General features: G+C 72.9%; 13 protein-coding genes. 8 read left to right on the top strand and 5 right to left on the bottom strand.

The genetic code is table 11. The features are described from left to right. The first annotated feature begins 28 nt into the window (after positions 1–28). The 4 genes from Ani05nite_RS27550 to Ani05nite_RS27535 are packed head-to-tail and all read left to right on the top strand — an operon-like array spanning position 29 to position 4,316. Entirely contained in the window at positions 29–601 is a 573-nt protein-coding gene (locus Ani05nite_RS27550) for an ArsR/SmtB family transcription factor (RefSeq protein ID WP_203773024.1), read from the top strand. 38 nt (positions 602–639) lie between these two features. Beyond that, positions 640–1,890: an MFS transporter gene (locus tag Ani05nite_RS27545; protein WP_203773022.1), complete on the top strand. Its 1,251-nt coding sequence runs from the start codon at positions 640–642 to the stop codon at positions 1,888–1,890. Beyond that, positions 1,887–2,738: a menaquinone biosynthetic enzyme MqnA/MqnD family protein gene (locus tag Ani05nite_RS27540; RefSeq protein ID WP_203773020.1), complete on the top strand. Its 852-nt coding sequence runs from the start codon at positions 1,887–1,889 to the stop codon at positions 2,736–2,738. Before Ani05nite_RS27545 ends, Ani05nite_RS27540 begins: the two co-directional genes overlap by 4 nt. A 42-nt stretch (positions 2,739–2,780) precedes the next feature. Beyond that, a complete protein-coding gene (locus tag Ani05nite_RS27535) occupies positions 2,781–4,316 on the top strand; it encodes a COG1361 family protein (RefSeq protein ID WP_203773018.1) in 1,536 nt (511 codons plus the stop codon). A gap of 3 nt (positions 4,317–4,319) precedes the next feature. On the opposite strand, the gene Ani05nite_RS27530 is transcribed toward Ani05nite_RS27535, so the two are convergent. Together Ani05nite_RS27530 and Ani05nite_RS27525 are read right to left on the bottom strand one after the other, a co-directional pair. Continuing rightward, complete coding sequence (locus Ani05nite_RS27530) at positions 4,320–5,294, bottom strand: alpha-hydroxy acid oxidase (RefSeq protein WP_203773016.1); 975 nt, start codon at positions 5,292–5,294, stop codon at positions 4,320–4,322. Between the two features lie 1,160 nt (positions 5,295–6,454). Further along, positions 6,455–7,411 carry an aldo/keto reductase gene (locus tag Ani05nite_RS27525; RefSeq protein WP_239130676.1) on the bottom strand — a complete coding sequence of 319 codons (957 nt, stop codon included), beginning with the start codon at positions 7,409–7,411 and terminating at the stop codon, positions 6,455–6,457. Between the two features lie 152 nt (positions 7,412–7,563). Between Ani05nite_RS27525 and Ani05nite_RS27520 the strand changes: the two genes are divergently transcribed. Continuing rightward, entirely contained in the window at positions 7,564–9,171 is a 1,608-nt protein-coding gene (locus Ani05nite_RS27520; protein WP_203773014.1) for a beta-1,3-glucanase family protein, read from the top strand. 68 nt (positions 9,172–9,239) lie between these two features. Here Ani05nite_RS27520 and Ani05nite_RS27515 read toward each other — a convergent pair whose 3' ends face one another. From Ani05nite_RS27515 to Ani05nite_RS27505, 3 genes are read right to left on the bottom strand one after another with little or no spacing between them, the layout of a single operon-like run. Further along, positions 9,240–10,070, bottom strand: coding sequence for an SWIM zinc finger family protein (locus Ani05nite_RS27515; protein WP_203773012.1), 831 nt, complete (start codon positions 10,068–10,070; stop codon positions 9,240–9,242). A gap of 1 nt (position 10,071) precedes the next feature. Next, complete coding sequence (locus Ani05nite_RS27510; protein WP_203773010.1) at positions 10,072–13,146, bottom strand: DEAD/DEAH box helicase; 3,075 nt, start codon at positions 13,144–13,146, stop codon at positions 10,072–10,074. A 55-nt stretch (positions 13,147–13,201) separates the two neighbouring features. Then, complete coding sequence (locus Ani05nite_RS27505; protein WP_203773007.1) at positions 13,202–13,582, bottom strand: VOC family protein; 381 nt, start codon at positions 13,580–13,582, stop codon at positions 13,202–13,204. A gap of 83 nt (positions 13,583–13,665) precedes the next feature. On the opposite strand from Ani05nite_RS27505, the gene Ani05nite_RS27500 reads away from it, so the two are divergent. From Ani05nite_RS27500 to Ani05nite_RS27490, 3 genes are all read left to right on the top strand, one after another. Continuing rightward, the gene (locus tag Ani05nite_RS27500; RefSeq protein ID WP_203773005.1) at positions 13,666–14,421 is read left to right on the top strand and encodes a TetR/AcrR family transcriptional regulator; all 756 of its coding nucleotides are present in this window, start codon (positions 13,666–13,668) and stop codon (positions 14,419–14,421) included. A 109-nt stretch (positions 14,422–14,530) separates the two neighbouring features. Beyond that, positions 14,531–15,772 (top strand): cyclic dehypoxanthinyl futalosine synthase, encoded by a 1,242-nt coding sequence (mqnC, locus tag Ani05nite_RS27495; protein ID WP_203773003.1) that lies wholly within the window; start codon positions 14,531–14,533, stop codon positions 15,770–15,772. Between the two features lie 326 nt (positions 15,773–16,098). Beyond that, the gene (locus Ani05nite_RS27490) at positions 16,099–16,794 is read left to right on the top strand and encodes a demethylmenaquinone methyltransferase (protein ID WP_275410647.1); all 696 of its coding nucleotides are present in this window, start codon (positions 16,099–16,101) and stop codon (positions 16,792–16,794) included. The last annotated feature ends 36 nt before the right edge of the window (positions 16,795–16,830 follow it).

Below are 16,830 nucleotides of genomic sequence, written 5' to 3'. Positions count from 1 at the left end.
GGCGCGCCCGGCGCGGGATCATGGGTGCATGGCTGACGGGCAATCCTCCGCACGGATCACCGACCCGAAGGTGATGCGCGCCCTCGCGCACCCCGCCCGGATCGCGATCGTCGAGCATCTCGGCAGCACCGGCGCGGTGGTCACCGCCACCGAGTGCGCCGGGCTGGTCGGGTTGTCGCCCAGTGCCACCAGCTACCACCTGCGCGAGCTGGCCAAGTTCGGGCTGGTCGAGCAGGCGCCGAGCCGGGGTGACGCGCGGGAGCGGGTGTGGCGCAGCACCACCTCGGGTTTCAGCGTGGACGGCGACCTCGACGAGCCGGAGACCCGGGACAGTCAGCGGGCGCTGGTCGACGTGTATCTGAGCCGGGACTTCGCCCGGATGCGCGAGTGGGTGGCCCGGCTGCACGAGGAGCCCAGGGCCTGGCAGGACGCGAGCACGCTGATGGGCCCGATGCTGCTGCTCAACGCGGAGGAGTTGATCGAGGTCAACCGGCGGGTCAAGGAGGTGCTGGATCCGTACCGCCGGCGGGAGCGGATGGGCGACGCGCCGGCCGACGCCCGGCCGGTCGTGGTGCACTACGCCGCTTTCCCGGTGGAGTGACCTTGCGCTGAGCAGATGTGAAGGATTATTTTCGAAGTATGTCCTTCACACCTGACCGCTCGCGCTGGGGTGACGTGTACCTGGCGGCCGGCGCCCGCGGCGTCTCCGCCTGTGGCGACTTCCTCGCGGCCACCGCCCTCGCGCTCGCGTTGCAGCAGGCCGGGGCCGGTGGGACGGCCGTCTCGGGGCTGCTGCTCGCCGCCGCGCTGCCGCTCGCCGTGCTCGCCCCGGTCACCGGCCGGATCGCCGACCGGGTGGACAGCCGCAAGCTGCTGATCGTGGCGGGCCTCGGTCAGGCGGCGGTCTGTGTCGCGCTCGCCTTCGCCGAGCGGCCCGCGCTGATCATCGCCCTGGTGGCGGTGCTGGCCGGCGGGCTGGCGGTCACCCAGCCCACGCTGGCCGCGCTGCTGCCGGCGATGGTCCGGCGCGACGACCTGGCCAAGGCGAGCGGGATCAACCAGACCGCCGGGCTGATCGGGATGCTGATCGCTCCCGCCCTGGCCGGCGTGCTGGTCGGGCAGTTCGGCGCGCGGGTGCCGCTGCTGCTCGATGCCGGCACGTACCTCTCGCTGGTGGTGGCCGGGCTGCTCATCCGTACCAGAAGATCGTCGGCGGGCCGGCCCGCCGCGGCCGCGACCGTCTCCTGGCGGCTGCGCGACGACCGCCTGGTCGCCGTGATGGTCGGGGCCATCGCGGCCGTCGTCGCCGGGGTCGGCGCGATCAACGTCATCGAGGTGTTCTTCATCCGGCAGACGCTGGGCGCCTCCACCACCGTGTTCGGCCTGGTCAGCGCCGCCTGGACCGCCGGGATGCTGGCCGGCGCGGTGCTGTTCGGCCGGCTCGGCCGGCGCTGGACGCACGCCGGGCGGCTGGTGCGGATCTCCCTGCTGCTGGCCGGGGCCACCTGCGCCGTGGTGCTGGCCGGGGCCGGGGTGTGGCACGCGCTGCTGCTGGTGCCGCTGTGGTTCGCCGGCGGCGTCGGCAACGGCGGCATCAACGTCTTCACCAGCGTGGTCATGGCCGAGCGGGTGCCGGCCGCCGCCCGCGGCCGCGCGTTCGCCGCGATGGGCGCCGCGATCCAGGGCGCCGGCATGGTGGGCTACCTCATCGGCGGGCCGCTCGTCGACCACTTCGCGCCGCGCCCGCTGGTCGCCGCCGCGGGCCTCGCCGGGCTGGCCGCCGTCGCGGCCTGTCTGCCGGTCGTCTGGCGGGCCGGACGTGAGATTGGTCCCTCGCCGCAGGTGGAGCCCCGGCAGGCGCAACCCGCCGGAGATAGCGTCGGGGCATGAGCGACATAGGTCAGCGCCCCCGGGTCGGGCACATCCAGTTCCTCAACTGCCTGCCCATCTACTGGGGCCTGATGCGCTCGGGCGCGCTGCTCGACGTCGACCTGCACAAGGACACCCCGGACCGGCTCAACGCCGCGCTGGTCGCCGGCGACCTCGACATCGGCCCGATCTCCCTGGTCGAGTACCTGCGCAACGCCGACGATCTGCTGCTGCTGCCCAACCTCGCGGTCGGCAGCGACGGCCCGGTGCTGTCGGTCAACCTGGTCTCCACCCGGCCGCCGGCCGAGCTCGACGGCCGCCCGGTCGCGCTCGGCTCGACCTCGCGCACCGGCGTGCTGCTCGCCCAGATGCTGCTCGCCGAGCAGTACGGCGCCGAGCCCGAATACTTCCGCTGCCCCCCGGAGCTGAGCCAGATGCTGCTGGAGGCCGACGCCGCGGTGCTGATCGGCGACCCGGCCCTGCGCGCCATGTACGAGGCCCCCGAGCTCGGCCTGGAGGTCATCGACCTGGCCCAGGCGTGGCGCGAGTGGACCGGCCTGCCGATGGTCTTCGCCGTCTGGGCCGTGCGCAAGGAGTTCGCCGCCGCGCACCCCGGCGTGGTCAAGGAGGTGCACGAGGCGTTCCAGCGCTCACGGGACCTGTGCCTCGGCGAGCTGGACGAGGTGGCCGAGGCCGCGGCGCGCTGGGAGCCGTTCGACGCCGCGACGCTGGCCACGTACTTCCGGGCGCTCGACTTCTCGCTCGGCGAGCGGCAGATCGCCGGGGTCCGCGAGTTCGCCCGCCGGGCCGCCGCCCGCGGCGAGGCGCCGGCCCTGCCCGCGGACGGGCCGCTCTTCGCCCAGGTATAGACCACTTTGCTCCGGGCGGGGTAGCGCCGCGCACCGTCCTGGGTGGAACATCGTCCGGTGGCCCTGCGGATGAACAACCTGGCGATGCGGCTCGTCCTGCCCGTCGCTCTGCTCGGGATGACCGCCGTCGGCGCCGCCACCCCGGCGTACGCCGAGGCCGGGGCCGCGCGCCCGGACCTCGAGATCTCCGTGCCGGACCGGGTCGTCACGACCGCCGGCGGCACCAAGAGCGTGCCGTTCGAGGTGGTCAACACGGGCCGGACGCCCGCCACCGGCCTGGTCGTCGACTTCGCCACGGCCGCCGCCCCGCTCGATCCGCGGCTCGGCTTCCAGCCGCCCGCCGGCTGCACCGCCACGGGCTGCGCGGTCGGCGATCTCGCCACCGGTGCGCGCAAGGCCTACACGTTCACCGTGACGCCCACCAAGGAGCTGCCCGCGTCCGGGGCCGGCCTGACCCTCTCGGCGCACGACGCCGACGGTGAGTGGCACGAGGCGGTCACCGTCACCGTGGTGCGCGCGGCCGGAGGCATCGACCTCGAGACCGCCGCCATCCCGGAGCTCAAGCTGGCCGCGGGCGCGTCCGCGGTGCTGCCGATCAAGGTACGCAACAACGGCGACCAGCCCACCGAGGGCATCGCGATCGCGCTCGCCGCGCCCCGCTACCTCACCTTCCCGAAGCAGTACGCCAACTGCGTCGAGGTCGCCGACCTGCCGGGGGTCGTCTGCGCCTTCGACCTGGCGCTCGCCCCCGGCTCGGTGTTCAGCATCGCGCCGTCGACCCCGATCACCATCGCCGCCGACAAGGCCGCGCCGGGCCCCGCCCGGTACGACGCCGGCATGTACGCCTTCGGCCTCGACGACGAGGACACCGACGCCGCCAGCCTGGCCGCCGCCACCGAGGCGCTGAAGCAGCCCGGCGCCAAGCTCAAGCTGGTGCCGGCCGTGCAGGCCCTCGCCGTGGACGACAGCGAGCTCAACGAGTGGGACAACGTGATCTCGTTCCGGGTCCGGGTCCCGCTGAACCAGGCGGACAGCGTCGCGATCGGTGACGCCTTCGAGGGCAAGGTGGGCGACACCCGCACGGTCGAGGTCGGTTTCCGCAACGACGGCCCGGCGGCCGTGCTTCCCCCGCCCGCCAAGGGCAAGCACGCGGCCCGGGTGCACATCCCGTCGGGCCTGAAGCTGACCAAGGTGGACAAGGACTGCGTCCCCGACGGCGACGGCGAACCCAGTTGGAACAGGCCGGGCCAGGTCAGCGGTCACGACTACCTGTGCGTGGCGGCCGCGTCGCTGGCTCCGGGCGCCAAAGCGCTGTTCTCCTTCACCGCCAAGATCGAGAATGGCGACAACGAGGACGCGGGCTCGATCACCGTCGACGGCGGCGTGCAGGACAAGAAGACCAGCAACAACGTCGCCAAGATCGAGGTCAAGCTGACCACGGGCACCGGCAGCGGCGGCACCGGCGGCGGCCTGCCCGTCACGGGCGCCCCGACCGGCCGGATCGCCGGCGTCGGCATGCTGTTCGTCCTCACCGGCGCCCTGGCTCTGGTGCTGACCCGGCGCCGCCGCACGGTCTGACGGCTAGGCCCGCACCACCACGTCGCGGCCCACGTCGGCGAGCGTGGGCAGGCCGGCCTGCGCCATCGTCCGCGCCAGGTCGGCCCGATAAAAATCAAGGCAATCCCGTACGCCGTCAGCGCCGCCCGTGGCCAGCGCCCACAGCACCGGCCGCCCGACGAGCACGGCCGTCGCGCCCAGCGCCAGCGCGGTCAGCACGTCCCCGCCGTCCCGGATCCCGCCGTCCACGAGCACCGGAACGCGCCCGCCGACCGCCTCGGCCACCGGAGCGAGCGCGCGGGCGGTGGCCACCACCCGATCCAGCTGCCGACCCCCATGATTGGAAACGATCACCCCGGCGGCGCCCGCCTCGACGCACGCCGCCGCATCCCGGGCCCCCAGCACGCCCTTGACCAGCACCGGGCGGCCGGAGAGGCCGGCCAACCAGCCGATCGCCCCCGCAGCGAGGGCCGGATCCTGCTCCAGCCCCGCCGCCCGGGCCGCCGGTGAGAGCGCACCGGCCTGCGGCACCGGCCGCGGATGCACGTACGGGGCGTCGGCGGTGAGCACAACCGCCCCGGCCCCGGCCTCGACCGCGGCGCGCACCTGCCGCTCGGTGACGTCCCGATCCCGCAGCACGTACGCCTGGAACCACCACGGCCCCCCGACCGGAATCTCGGCCAGCGTTCGCCCGGCCCGGGCGCTGAGCACCAGCAAAGAGCCTGCAGCGGCAACGCCCCGGGCGGTCTCGGCTTCACCCTCGGGATGCGCGAGCGTGTGCAGGGCGGTCGGCCCGGCCAGCACCGGGGCGGCCAGCCGTGCGCCGAAAAGCTCCACTTCGGTGCTGACCCGGGAGACGTCCCGGAAGAGACGGGGGACGAAGCGCCACTCGCGCCAGGCGGCGGCGGCTTCGTCGCGGGAGACCTGCGCGCCGAAGCCGTCGCGGAAGTAGTCGAAGACGGCGGCGGGGAGGATTTTGCGGGCTGCTTCCTCTTGCATTGGTCACGCTCCGCTTGGTGTCTTCGGGGTTGGGGGCTTGCGGCTTGGAGTGCGCTCTTCGGTGCGGTGCTCTTCGGTGCGGTGCTCTTCGGTGCGGTGCTCTTCGGTGCGGTGCTCTTCGGTGCGGTGCGGTGCGGTGCGGTGCGGTGCGGTGCGGCCGGCCTTTGGTCTGGCGTGGGCCGGCCTTCGGTCTGGCGGGGCCGTTCGTTGGTCTGGCCGGGCGGGGGGTGGCTTTGGGGCTGGGCGTCCCGGGCGGTGTTCGGGCTTGCCCGAGCCGAGGCGGCTGATGGTTTGCCCGGCTGGCCCTTTTCCGTATTGGTTCTTCCTGGCGGGGTGTGGGGTCTGGTTCGACCGGGTGGCTATGGGGTCTGGCTCGGCCGGCGACCTTTGCGATTCGCTCGGCCGCCGGTTCTTCGTTCTGGTCCGGCCGGACGGCTGTTTGGTCTGCCCGGCGGGGCCCTTGTTTGGGCCTGGCCCGGGTGGGGTGCTGTGGGGTGTTGGGCGGCGGTCTGTTCTTCGACTTTGCTGGGCTGTGGGTTGTCGGCTGGCCGGGCTGTTCTTGGGTCTGGCCGGGGTAGGGCGGCGGGGTGTTCTTCGGTCTCGCGGGGTTGTGGATGGCTGTGCGGTGTCGGCCGGCCGGGTCGTTCTTCGGTCTCGCCCGGCCGGGGTAGCCCTTGGCCTCGCGGCCGACCCGACCCGACCCGACCCGATCCGGACCGGCCCGGACCGACCCGCCCCGGACCGACCCGCCCCGGACCGACCCGCCCCGGACCGACCCAGCGCGGCCCGGCCCGCCCGACCCAGCGCGGCCCGGCCCGCCCGACCCAGCGCGGCCCGGGCCGACCCGACCCCAGCGCGGCCCGGCTCCGCCTGCCCGACCCAGCGCGGCTCGGCCGACCCGGCCCCAGCCCGGCCACAGCCCGGCCCCAGCCCGGCCCCAGCCCGGCCCGGCCGACCCGACACCAGCGCGGCCCGGCTCGGCCCACCCGACCCAGCGTCCCGGCCCGGCCGGCTGTCCGTTCTCGCCGCCGGTACCTGTCCGGTCCGGTCCCGCACGGCCAGCGCTATTCCGGCGGCATCCGTCCCCTCCCAAGCCGGTCACGTCATCCGCTGGCCTCCCGCCCCGACCCCTCCCGGCGGGATCCCTCAGCGCAGCCCCCTCACCCCGCCAACACCCGATCCAGAGCAACCACGTCCTCGGCGCTCAGCCGCCACTGCCCGGCAGCGGCGTTCGCCCGTACCTGCTCCGGTGTGGTCGCCCCGGCGATCACGCTGCTCACCGCCGGCTGCGCGGCGAGGCCGGCGATCGCGACGTCGAGCAGGCTGTGCCCCCGCTCCTCGCCGTACGCGGTCAGTGCCTCGATGGTGTCCCAGTCCGCGCCGTCGAGCCAGCGCTGGTAGCGCTCCTGGGCCAGCCGGGTGCCTTCGGGCGGGAGAGTGCCGCGCCGGTACTTGCCGCTGAGCAGGCCGCTGTCCAGGGGGAAGAACGGCAGCAGGCCCAGCCCGAACTGCTCGCAGGCGGGCACGACCTCGTCCTCGACCTCGCGGTGCAGCAGGCTGTACTGGTTCTGCGCGCTGATGAACGGCGTGTGGCCAGCCGTGCGGGCCGTCCAGTCGGCGTCGGCGATCTGCCAGCCCGCGAAGTTCGAGTTGCCCAGGTAGCGCACCTTGCCGCTGCGGACCAGGGCGTCGAGGGCCGAGAGTGTCTCCTCGATCGGGGTGGCCTCGTCGGGGGTGTGGATCTGGTACAGGTCGATGTAGTCGGTGCCGAGCCGGCGCAGCGAGGCCTCGACCGCCCGCACGATGTAGGACCGCGAGCCGCGGGCGCCGAAGTCGGGGCCGTTGACGCCTTCCATGTCCATGCCGAACTTGGTCGCCAGCACGATCTCGTCGCGCCGGCCCTTCAGTGCCGCGCCCAGGCACTCCTCGGAACTGCCGTGCGGGGTGCCGTAGATGTCGGCCGTGTCGAACAGGGTGATGCCGGCGTCGAACGCCGCGTCGACGACCGCCCGGGTGCCGTCGGCGTCGAGCTTGCGGCCGAAGTTGTTGCAGCCGATGCCGACGACCGAGACGACCAGGCCCGAGGCGCCGAGGCGGCGGTAGCTCATCTCACTCATGATCCGAGCCTATGTCGCCGCCGGCGCCGAAATCTTCTCGCAATACATCAGCTGTTGTCTATTGACACGGGAAGTTAACCATTTGATGCTGTGAGAGCGCTCTCAGGAGCCGTTCCCCCGTCCCCTGCGCCGTCCGTCTCCGAGGAGTCATCGTGCGTACCAGATCAAAACTCCTGCATGCGCTGGCCGCGCTCGCCGTCACCGTGCCGCTCGCGGCCGTGGCCGCGGCCGCGCCGGCCCAGGCGGTGGGACCGGCGCTGCTGCCGGTCACCGTCACCAACAACACCGGCCGCGGCGAAGCCGTCTACCTGTATGTGATCGGCATCAACCTGAACACCAACAGGCTCGGCTACGTCAACCAGGGCGGCGCCTTCACCCCGTGGCCCGCCGGCTCGCTCCCGCCCTCGCCCGCCCCCGACGTGGCGATCGGCGGTCCCGGCAACGGTGGCGCCACCACTGTCAACTTCCCGCGGGGCTTCTCCGGCCGGGTCTACTTCTCCCTCGGCGAGAAGCTCAAGTTCTTCCTGACGCCGGACGGTCTGGTCCAGCCGGCCCCGTGGGCCAGCGGCGACCCGAACTACAACATCCTGTTCGACTGGAGCGAGTTCACCTACAACGACGCCGGGCTGTGGCTGAACAGCTCGCAGGTCGACATGTTCGCGGTGCCGCACGCGGTGACCGTGACCGGCGCGTCGGGGGTGACGACGAAGACCGGCGAGCTGCTGAACAACGGCCGCACCAACGTGATCAACGGCATCAGGGCGCAGGCGGGCTGGGCGAACACGGTCTACACCCGTTCCGACGGAACCGTGCTGCGGGCGCTGGCCCCAGGCAAGGCGGCGGGCGCCGGGCTGCTGAGCGCGAACTACCTGGACTCGTACATCACGTCGGCGTGGAACGCCTACGCCAGCAAGACGCTGACGGTGGTGCCGTTCGGCGACCAGCCCAACACCAAGTACTTCGGCCGGACCTCCGGCACCGTCATGAACTTCACCAACAGCGCGGGCCAGCAGGTGGCCTCGTTCAACAAGCCGTCGTCGGCCAGCGTCTGGGGCTGCGACGGGGACCTGCCGGCGCCGAACGACCTGGTGAAGGGGCCGATCTCGCGGACGCTGTGCGCGGCGCTGAACCGGGGCACGCTGGGCACCGTCGACACCCAGCCGAGCACCAACGCGGCCCAGTTCTACCAGAACAACCCGACCAACCAGTACGCCAAGATCATCCACCAGAACATGGCGGACGGTAAGGCGTACGCGTTCGCCTTCGACGACGTCGGCAACTTCGAATCGCTGGTGCACGACGGCGACCCGCGGGCGGCCGGGCTGATCCTGACCCCGTTCGGCGCGGGCGGCCCGACCACCCCGCCGCCCGCGGGCGGGGGACAGGCCCTGATCAGCGACTGGAACGGCAAGTGCGTCGACGTGCCCAACGCCAACTTCGTGGACAGCGCGCCGCTGCAGACGTGGACCTGCAACGGCTCCAACGCCCAGAAGTGGACGGCGGTCGGCGGCGCGCTGCAGGCCCAGAACAACAAGTGCATGGACGTGGCGGGCGGCGGCACTGCCAACGGCACGCCGGTGCAGCTCTACACCTGCAACGGGACCGGGGCGCAGCAGTTCGTGCTGTCGGGGGCCGGGGACCTGGTGAACCCGCAGGCCAACCGGTGCGTCGACATCAAGGACTGGAACGGCGCGGACGGGGGACGCCTTCAGTTGTGGGACTGCGCGGGCACGGCGAACCAGAAGTGGCACAAGGGGTAGGTAGCCAGCGGTGAGGAGTGGCGGGCCCGCACGGTCGGTGCGGGTCCGCCGCCTTTCGCGCCTCATGGCTATGGGGACGGTGGGTCGGCGAGGTCGCGATAGGCCGGGCGCAGGATGTCGACCAGCGGGATGTGGCGAACCCGGAGCTGCGGCGCGTCCAACACCCGCAGCAGCAGCTCCGGCGGCGCCGCCATACGCCCGGGCCGTTCCCGCAGCCGGCTCAGCGAGATGGCCGGGGTGTAGAAGTCGGTGAGCCGCGCCTCCAGCCCCACCTCCGCCACGGCCAGCGGGTCGATGGTCTCGACCGGCTCGGGCAGGCCGCGCAGGGCGGCGAGCAGCTCGTCGCGGCCGCGCCCCCGCCACGCCAGCACCAGGAACGGGTCGTCGTCGAAGGCCTCCGCCAGCACGTAGAGCACCGCGGACACGTGCTTGCAGGGCTTGCCCCAGTCCGGGCAGGAGCACGTCATGTCCAATGCGGACGGGAACAGCGGCAGCTCCAGCTCGTCGAAGAGCTCCACCAGCTCGTGCGGGATCTCGCCGGCCAGCAGCGCCGCGCGGTACAGGGCCTGGGAGCCGAGCGCGGCCAGGATCTTCGTCCACTGTGCTGCGTCGTAGGCCGGGATGTCGATCGTCACCGCGTACGGCTGCGGGCGTGAACCCTGGACCTGCCCCGCGACGCGGCCGGGCGTGAGGTCGAAGCCGATGACCTGACCCTTGCGCGCGTACGCACGCCCACGCGCGAGCCGGCCCGCGTCGCAGGTGCGTTCCAGGATGTCCACGAAACGCCGGGACCACCACTGCTCGCCGATCTTGCCGCGCTTGGCGCGTACGGCGATGCCGCCCTCCACCCGGATCGGCCCGGTGCTGTCGAACCAGCGTCCCTGCGGGTCCACGGGCATGTCAGCTCACCGCCACCGGGTCGAGCGCGAACAGCTCGCGCAGCTGGTCGGTGTCGAGGTCGGTCACCCAGTCCTCGCCCGTGCCGACCACCGAGGAGGCCAGCGCCTTCTTGCGCTCGATCATCGCGTCGATCTTCTCCTCGAGCGTGCCGGTGCAGATGAACTTGCGGACCTGCACGTTGCGCGACTGTCCGATGCGGAACGCGCGGTCGGTGGCCTGGTCCTCCACCGCCGGGTTCCACCAGCGGTCGACGTGGATGACGTGGTTGGCGGCGGTGAGGTTCAGGCCCGTGCCGGCTGCCTTGAGCGACAGCAGGAACAGCATCGGCTCCGGGTCGTTCTGGAAACGGTCGACCAGCTCGTCCCGCCGGCTCTTGGAGAGTCCACCGTGGAGCCATAGCACCGGGCGGTCCAGGTGCGCGGCCAGATACGGCTGGAGCATCGTGCCGAACTCCGAATACTGCGTGAAGACCAGCGCCTTGTCGCCGTCCTCGATGATCTCCTCGGTCAGCTCCTCCAGGCGGGCCAGCTTGCCCGAGCGGCCCGGCAGCCGGGAACCGTCCTTGAGCAGATGGGCCGGGTGGTTGCAGACCTGCTTGAGCTTGGTCATCGCCGCGATCACGTTGCCCCGCCGCTGGATGCCCTCGCTGTTGTCGATGACGGTCATCATGTCCTCGACGACGGCCTGGTAGAGCGTCGCCTGTTCGGCGGTGAGCGTGCACCAGACCTTCATCTCGTTCTTCTCCGGTAGGTCGGAGATGATCGACTTGTCGGTCTTGAGGCGTCGCAGCACGAACGGCCCGGTGGCGCGCTTGAGGGCAGCGGTCGCGTCGGCGTCGCCGCGCACCTCGATCGGCTCCTGGAAGCGCCGCCGGAACCGCTTGGCCGGCCCCAGCAGCCCCGGGTTGCAGAACTCCATGATGGACCACAGCTCGGCGAGGTGGTTCTCCACCGGCGTACCGGTCAGGGCCAGCCGCGTCCGGGCCGGAATGGCCCGCACCGCCTGGGCCTGCCGGGTGCCGCTGTTCTTGATGGCCTGCGCCTCGTCGCACGCGATCCGTCCCCAGTGGATCTCCCGCAGCGCGCCGAGATCGCGCAGGGCCGTGCCGTAGGTCGTGATGACCAGATCGGAAGCGGCCACCGCGGCGCGGAGGTCCTCGTCCCGTTTGCGGGCCCCGCCGTGATGGACGTGCACCCGCAGCGCCGGGGCGAACCGGGCGGCCTCCTTCTGCCAGTTGCTGACCAGTGACATGGGGCAGACCAGCAGGGTCGGCGCCACGGGAGCGGCCGGGTCGGCCCGCTCGGCGAGCAGCAGCGACAGCGTCTGCGCCGTCTTGCCGAGCCCCATGTCGTCGGCGAGGATGCCGCCCAGCCCCAGCCCGGCCAGGAAATGCAGCCAGGACAGCCCCCGCTCCTGGTACGGCCGCAGCGTCCCCTGAAAGCCCGGCGGCGTCGGCACCGGCGTGAGCCGCTCGGCCGCCCGGCCGGAGACGAGGTCGCCGAGCAGCCCGTCGGCATCCACCTCGACCAGCGGCAGGTCCTCCTCGCCGCCGTCGACCACCTGCTGCAGCACCTCGCCGGCGGTCAGCTCGCCCTCCCGGCGCCGCCCGACCGCCTTGAGCGCCGCCTTGAGCTGACGGTCGTCCAGCTCGACCCACTGGCCGCGCACCCGGACCAGTGGCACCTTGAGCCGGGCCAGCTCGGCGAGCTCGTCGGCGCTGACCGTGCCGTCGCCGATCACCAGGTCGATCCGGAAGTCGACCAGCTGCTCCAGGCCGAACCCGGAGTCGGCGGCGGCCTTGCCGGACGGGGTCTTGCTGCGGCTGCGGGTGGTCAGCTTCAACCCGACCGCCTTGCGCCCGGCCCAGGAGGGCAGTTGCACCCCGAACCCGGCCGCCTGCAGCAGCGGCGCCGCCTGCCGCAGGAAGTCGTGCGCCTCGCCCGTGTTCAGCGCCATGCCCTCGGGTCGGGCGTCCAGCAGGGCCTCGTGCAGGGCGGGGAACAACCGGACCGCGCGGCCCAGCCCGGCGAGCAGCGTCTCGTCGGGACTGGCCGGCAACCCGGGCAGCCGGGCGCCGGCCCACAGGTCGCCCGCGGGCAGGTAGAGGCTCGGGTCGTCGGCGGACTGCAGGGCGAACTCCAGGGCCCAGTCGTCGGTGCCGGGCGGTGGCTCGGTCAGCCGGAAGCTCACCCGGATCGGGCCGTTGGCGTCGTGGGCCGAGCGGAGCCAGGCCACCAGCGGCTTGGCCAGCTCGGCGACGTCGGCGGCCGGCGCGCCGGGCAGCGTGGGATCGGTGCCGGTCAGCGAGAAGAGCCAGCGTTCGGCGAGCGCGGTCCGGGGGCCGGGCCGCAGCCCGAGCAGCATCCGCTCGGGCATGAGCGACCGGGCCGCGGCATCGACCAGCACCTCGAGCGCATCCCGCAGCGTCCGCCCGACGCTGCCGGCGCCCGCGTCCTCCGGCGGCTCGGACGACCCACCCGCGGACGCCGAGCGGCACACCGGCGGCATGGCCGCCGCGAAGTCCCGGTAGCCGGCCGCGTCCGCGCCCGTCAGCACCGGCCGCCACCGCCCGGCCGGCGTTCCCGACTCGACCACCAGCTGGGGCAGCATCCGCCCCCGGCGAGCCAGGTCGCAGGCGTGCCCCGCCAGCAGGCACAGATAGCGCAGCGACGGCGCGGCCAGCCACGGCCCCTCCGGGTCGGGCTCGGCGAGCGCGCCGAGCGCCGCCAGCGCCTGCTCGCCGGGCACCACGAGGGCCGGCGTCGGCCACGTCCCCAGCCGCAGCCCGCGTCCCGGCGCCTCGCTGCCGGCCTCCGGGGACGGCAGCGGACCCCTGGCCGTTCCGGGCAGGTGCAGGGTCAGCTCCGACTCCGCGGCCTTGGCGAGCGCCTCGCGGACGTCGTCGGACGAGCCGGTCAGCGCCGCGGCCAGCGCCCCGGCCGGCACCGCGAACGGGTGCGGCCGGCGGCGGCCCCGGGACGAGGTGGTCAGGGGAAGGGCGGGATCCTCGGCCCAGAGCGCGAGCCTCCCGGGCGCCGACTCACCGGCGATCCACACGCCATGCACGACGAGCACTGCGACTCCGATTCCGATCGACCTGTCGAGGTTAACGACTGAGCCGGCCCGGGGCTCAGGAGGCGGCCCACTCGACCAGCTCGTACGCGATGCCGTTGGGATCCTCCACCATGAACAGGCGCTCGCCCCACGGCTCCTCGCGCAGCGGGAGGGTGATCGGCACGCCCTCGGCGCGCAGCCGTTCCTGCTCGTCCTCGAGGTCCTGCACCACGAAGGCCACGATCACGCCGGTGGCGCGCTGGTCGCGCAGCGGCTCGGGCAGCACCTCGATGCCGCGGCGGAGGAAGACGACGTCCACCGCGCCGTCGTCGCGGCCGAGGGCGGCGAACCCGTCGGCCGCCATCCGCTCGACGAAGCCGAAGTGGGAGACGAGAAACTTGCTCGACGCGGGGACGTCGTCGACGGTGAGTGAGACGGCAGAGGACGAGACTCGCACGGAACCTCCAGCTCGTACGGGAACCCCAGCTCTTTAGTTGGACACCGTATAAGATACGCCGTACAGGAAGGGAGTGCCACCCCGTGGCTGAGGCCCGACGCACCATCGACCTGCTCTGGTTCTCCGAGCCGGCGAGCCGGCGCGGCCGGAAGAAGGGGCTGACCCTGGCCCGGGTCGTCGACACCGCGATCGTGCTGGCCGACGACGAGGGGCTCGACGCTGTGAGCATGCGCCGGGTCGCCCAGGAGCTGGGCGTCGTGCCGATGACGCTGTACACGTACGTGCCGGACAAGGCCGCCCTGCTCGACCTGATGCTCGACGCCGTCTACCTGCGGATGTCGCGGGCGGAGCCCGCGGGGGAGTCCTGGCGCGAGCGGCTCGCCGCGGTGGCCGAGGACAACCGGCTGCTCTACGAGCAGCACCCGTGGGCGGCGGGCATCTCGCAGAGCCGGCCGCCGCTGGGCCCCGGGCTGATGGCCAAGTACGAGCACGAGCTGCGCGCCTTCGCCGGCGCGGGCCTCGACGACGTGGAGACCGACGCCGCCCTGACCTATCTGCTGGGGTTCGTGCAGGCCTCGGCCCGGGCCGAGGCCGACGCCCGGGCCGAGGCCGCGCGCAGTGCCCGCAGCGACCACGAGTGGTGGGCCGAGAACGGCCCGCTGCTGGCCAAGGTCTTCGACCCGCAGGCCTACCCCACCGCCGTGCGGGTCGGCGCCGCGGCCGGCGCCGAGCTGGGCGGGGCCTACCACCCGGGCCGCGCGTACGTCTTCGGCCTGGAGCGGGTGCTGGACGGCCTGGGCGTCCTGATCGACCGTCGGGCCGCCGACCAGCGTCGCTGAGCGCCGCGAGGGCGGGCGGCGCGGGGGAGCGCGCCGGCGGGCGGAGGCGCGCCGCGGCAGTGACCGACGCCGCTGACGACCGCCGGATCCGGGACGTAGGCTTCGGGGCGTGACGGCGAACCCGGAGATCGACAGCATCCTGCAGCGTGGGGCCGACGGTGGGCGGATCACGCCCGAGGAGGCGCTGCTGCTCTACACCGAAGCGCCCTTCCACGCCCTGGGTGAGGCGGCCGACGCGGTCCGGCGCCGGCGCCATCCGGACGGGATCGTCACCTACCTGATCGATCGCAACATCAACTACACCAACGTCTGCGTCACGGCCTGCAAGTTCTGCGCCTTCTACCGGGCGCCGAAGCACGCCGAGGGCTGGTCGCACCCGATGGAGGAGATCCTGCACCGCTGCGGCGAGGCGGTCGAGCTCGGCGCGACGCAGGTGATGCTCCAGGGCGGCCACCACCCCGACTACGGCGTGGAGTACTACGAGAACCTCTTCTCCTCGGTCAAGCAGGCCTACCCGCAGCTGGCCATCCACTCGATCGGCCCCAGCGAGATCCTGCACATGGCCAAGGTCTCCGGCGTCTCCATCTCCGAGGCCGTGCTGCGGATCAAGGCCGCCGGCCTGGACTCCATCGCCGGCGCGGGCGCCGAGATGCTGCCCGACCGGCCGCGCAAGGCGATCGCGCCGCTCAAGGAGTCCGGCGCGCGCTGGCTCGAGGTCATGACGGTCGCGCACCGTAACGGGCTGAGCTCCACGGCCACGATGATGATGGGTACGGGCGAGACCAACGCCGAGCGCATCGAGCACATCCGGATGATCCGCGAGGTGCAGGACCTCGCCGTGGCCAACGGCTACGTGGACTCGCCGGTCGAGGCCGAGGGCAGCGTGGGCGGCTTCCGCGCGTTCATCCCGTGGACGTACCAGGCGGAGAACAACCACCTCAAGGGCCGCACCCAGGCCACCACCCTGGAGTACCTGCGCTTCATCGCGGTGTCCCGGCTTTTCTTCGACAACGTGGCCCACCTGCAGGCGTCCTGGCTGACCACCGGCAAGGACGTCGGCCAGCTGGCGCTGCACCTGGGCGTGGACGACCTGGGCTCGATCATGCTGGAGGAGAACGTGATCTCCTCGGCGGGCGCCCGGCACCGGTCGAACCTGCACGAGCTGATCTGGATGATCCGCACGGCGGGACGGGTCCCGGCGCAGCGCGACACCCTGTACCGGCACCTCGCGGTGCACGCGACCGAGGCCGACGACCCCACGGACGAGCGGGTGGTCTCGCACTTCTCGTCGATCGCGATGCCCGGCGGCGGCGCCGGCCGCACCGAGCTGCCGCTGGTGGACGTCTCCTGAGACCCCGGCGGGACCCCCGGAAGTGAGGGGTGTCGATGGGCCGGATGACCGAGGTCATCGGCCGATCGGCCAGGTACGGGTCGGTGGAGTGGCGAGGGGCTGGTTGCTCCTCGGTAACGAGCCGCGCGTGTCTGTGGTTTGCGCCGTTCGCGCTGGTTATGTTGCCTGCGTAACACCGCACCACTGAAGCGTCGCCACGACTCATGACCGTCGGCGGCGGGGTCTCGGACCCGACCGATGGCGGTCGTATATATAACGCACGAAGAACGGGCGGGATGGGTCACCATCCCGCCCGTTCTGTGTCCCCGCCTGGCAGAGTTGCGGGCGTGACGCGCGCAGATCTGGACAAGCAGCCGCACGAGGTCGCCGAGATGTTCGACGGCGTGGCCGAGCGGTACGACCTGACCAACACGGTGCTCTCCTTCGGGCAGGACCGCGGCTGGCGCCGGGCCACCCGGGCGGCGCTCGGCCTGCGCCCGGGCGAGCGGGTGCTCGACGTGGGCGCGGGCACCGGGGTGTCGACCGAGGAGCTGGGCCGCTCGGGGGCGTACGCGGTGGGCGCCGACCTCTCCACCGGCATGCTGCGGGCCGGGCGTGCCGCCGGCCGGACCGTGCCCCTGGTCGCCGGGGACGCCCTGAAGCTGCCGTTCCCCGATGCGGCCTTCGACGCGGTGACGATCTCCTTCGCCCTGCGCAACGTCGTCGACACCGGCGCGGCGCTGCGGGAGCTGGGCCGGGTCACCCGGCCGGGCGGGCGTCTGGTGGTGTGCGAGTTCAGCCACCCGACCAACGCGGCGTTCCGCACCGTCTACCTGTCGTACCTGATGCGCAGCCTGCCCTCGGTGGCCCGCGGCGTGTCGAGCAACCCGGAGGCGTACGTCTATCTGGCCGAGTCCATCCGGGCCTGGCCGGACCAGGCCGGGCTGGCCGCCCGCATCGCGGGCGCGGGCCCGTGGAGCCGGGTCGGGTGGCGCAACCTGACCGGTGGGGTCGTTGCCCTGCACCGGGCCACGAAGATCTAGAAAATAGTTGTTTGCCCGGTTCAGGCGGGTGCGGGG

Source organism: Actinoplanes nipponensis, from assembly GCF_016862275.1.
Taxonomy (GTDB): domain Bacteria; phylum Actinomycetota; class Actinomycetes; order Mycobacteriales; family Micromonosporaceae; genus Actinoplanes; species Actinoplanes nipponensis.
This window is presented reverse-complemented; position numbering and strand designations above follow the sequence as displayed.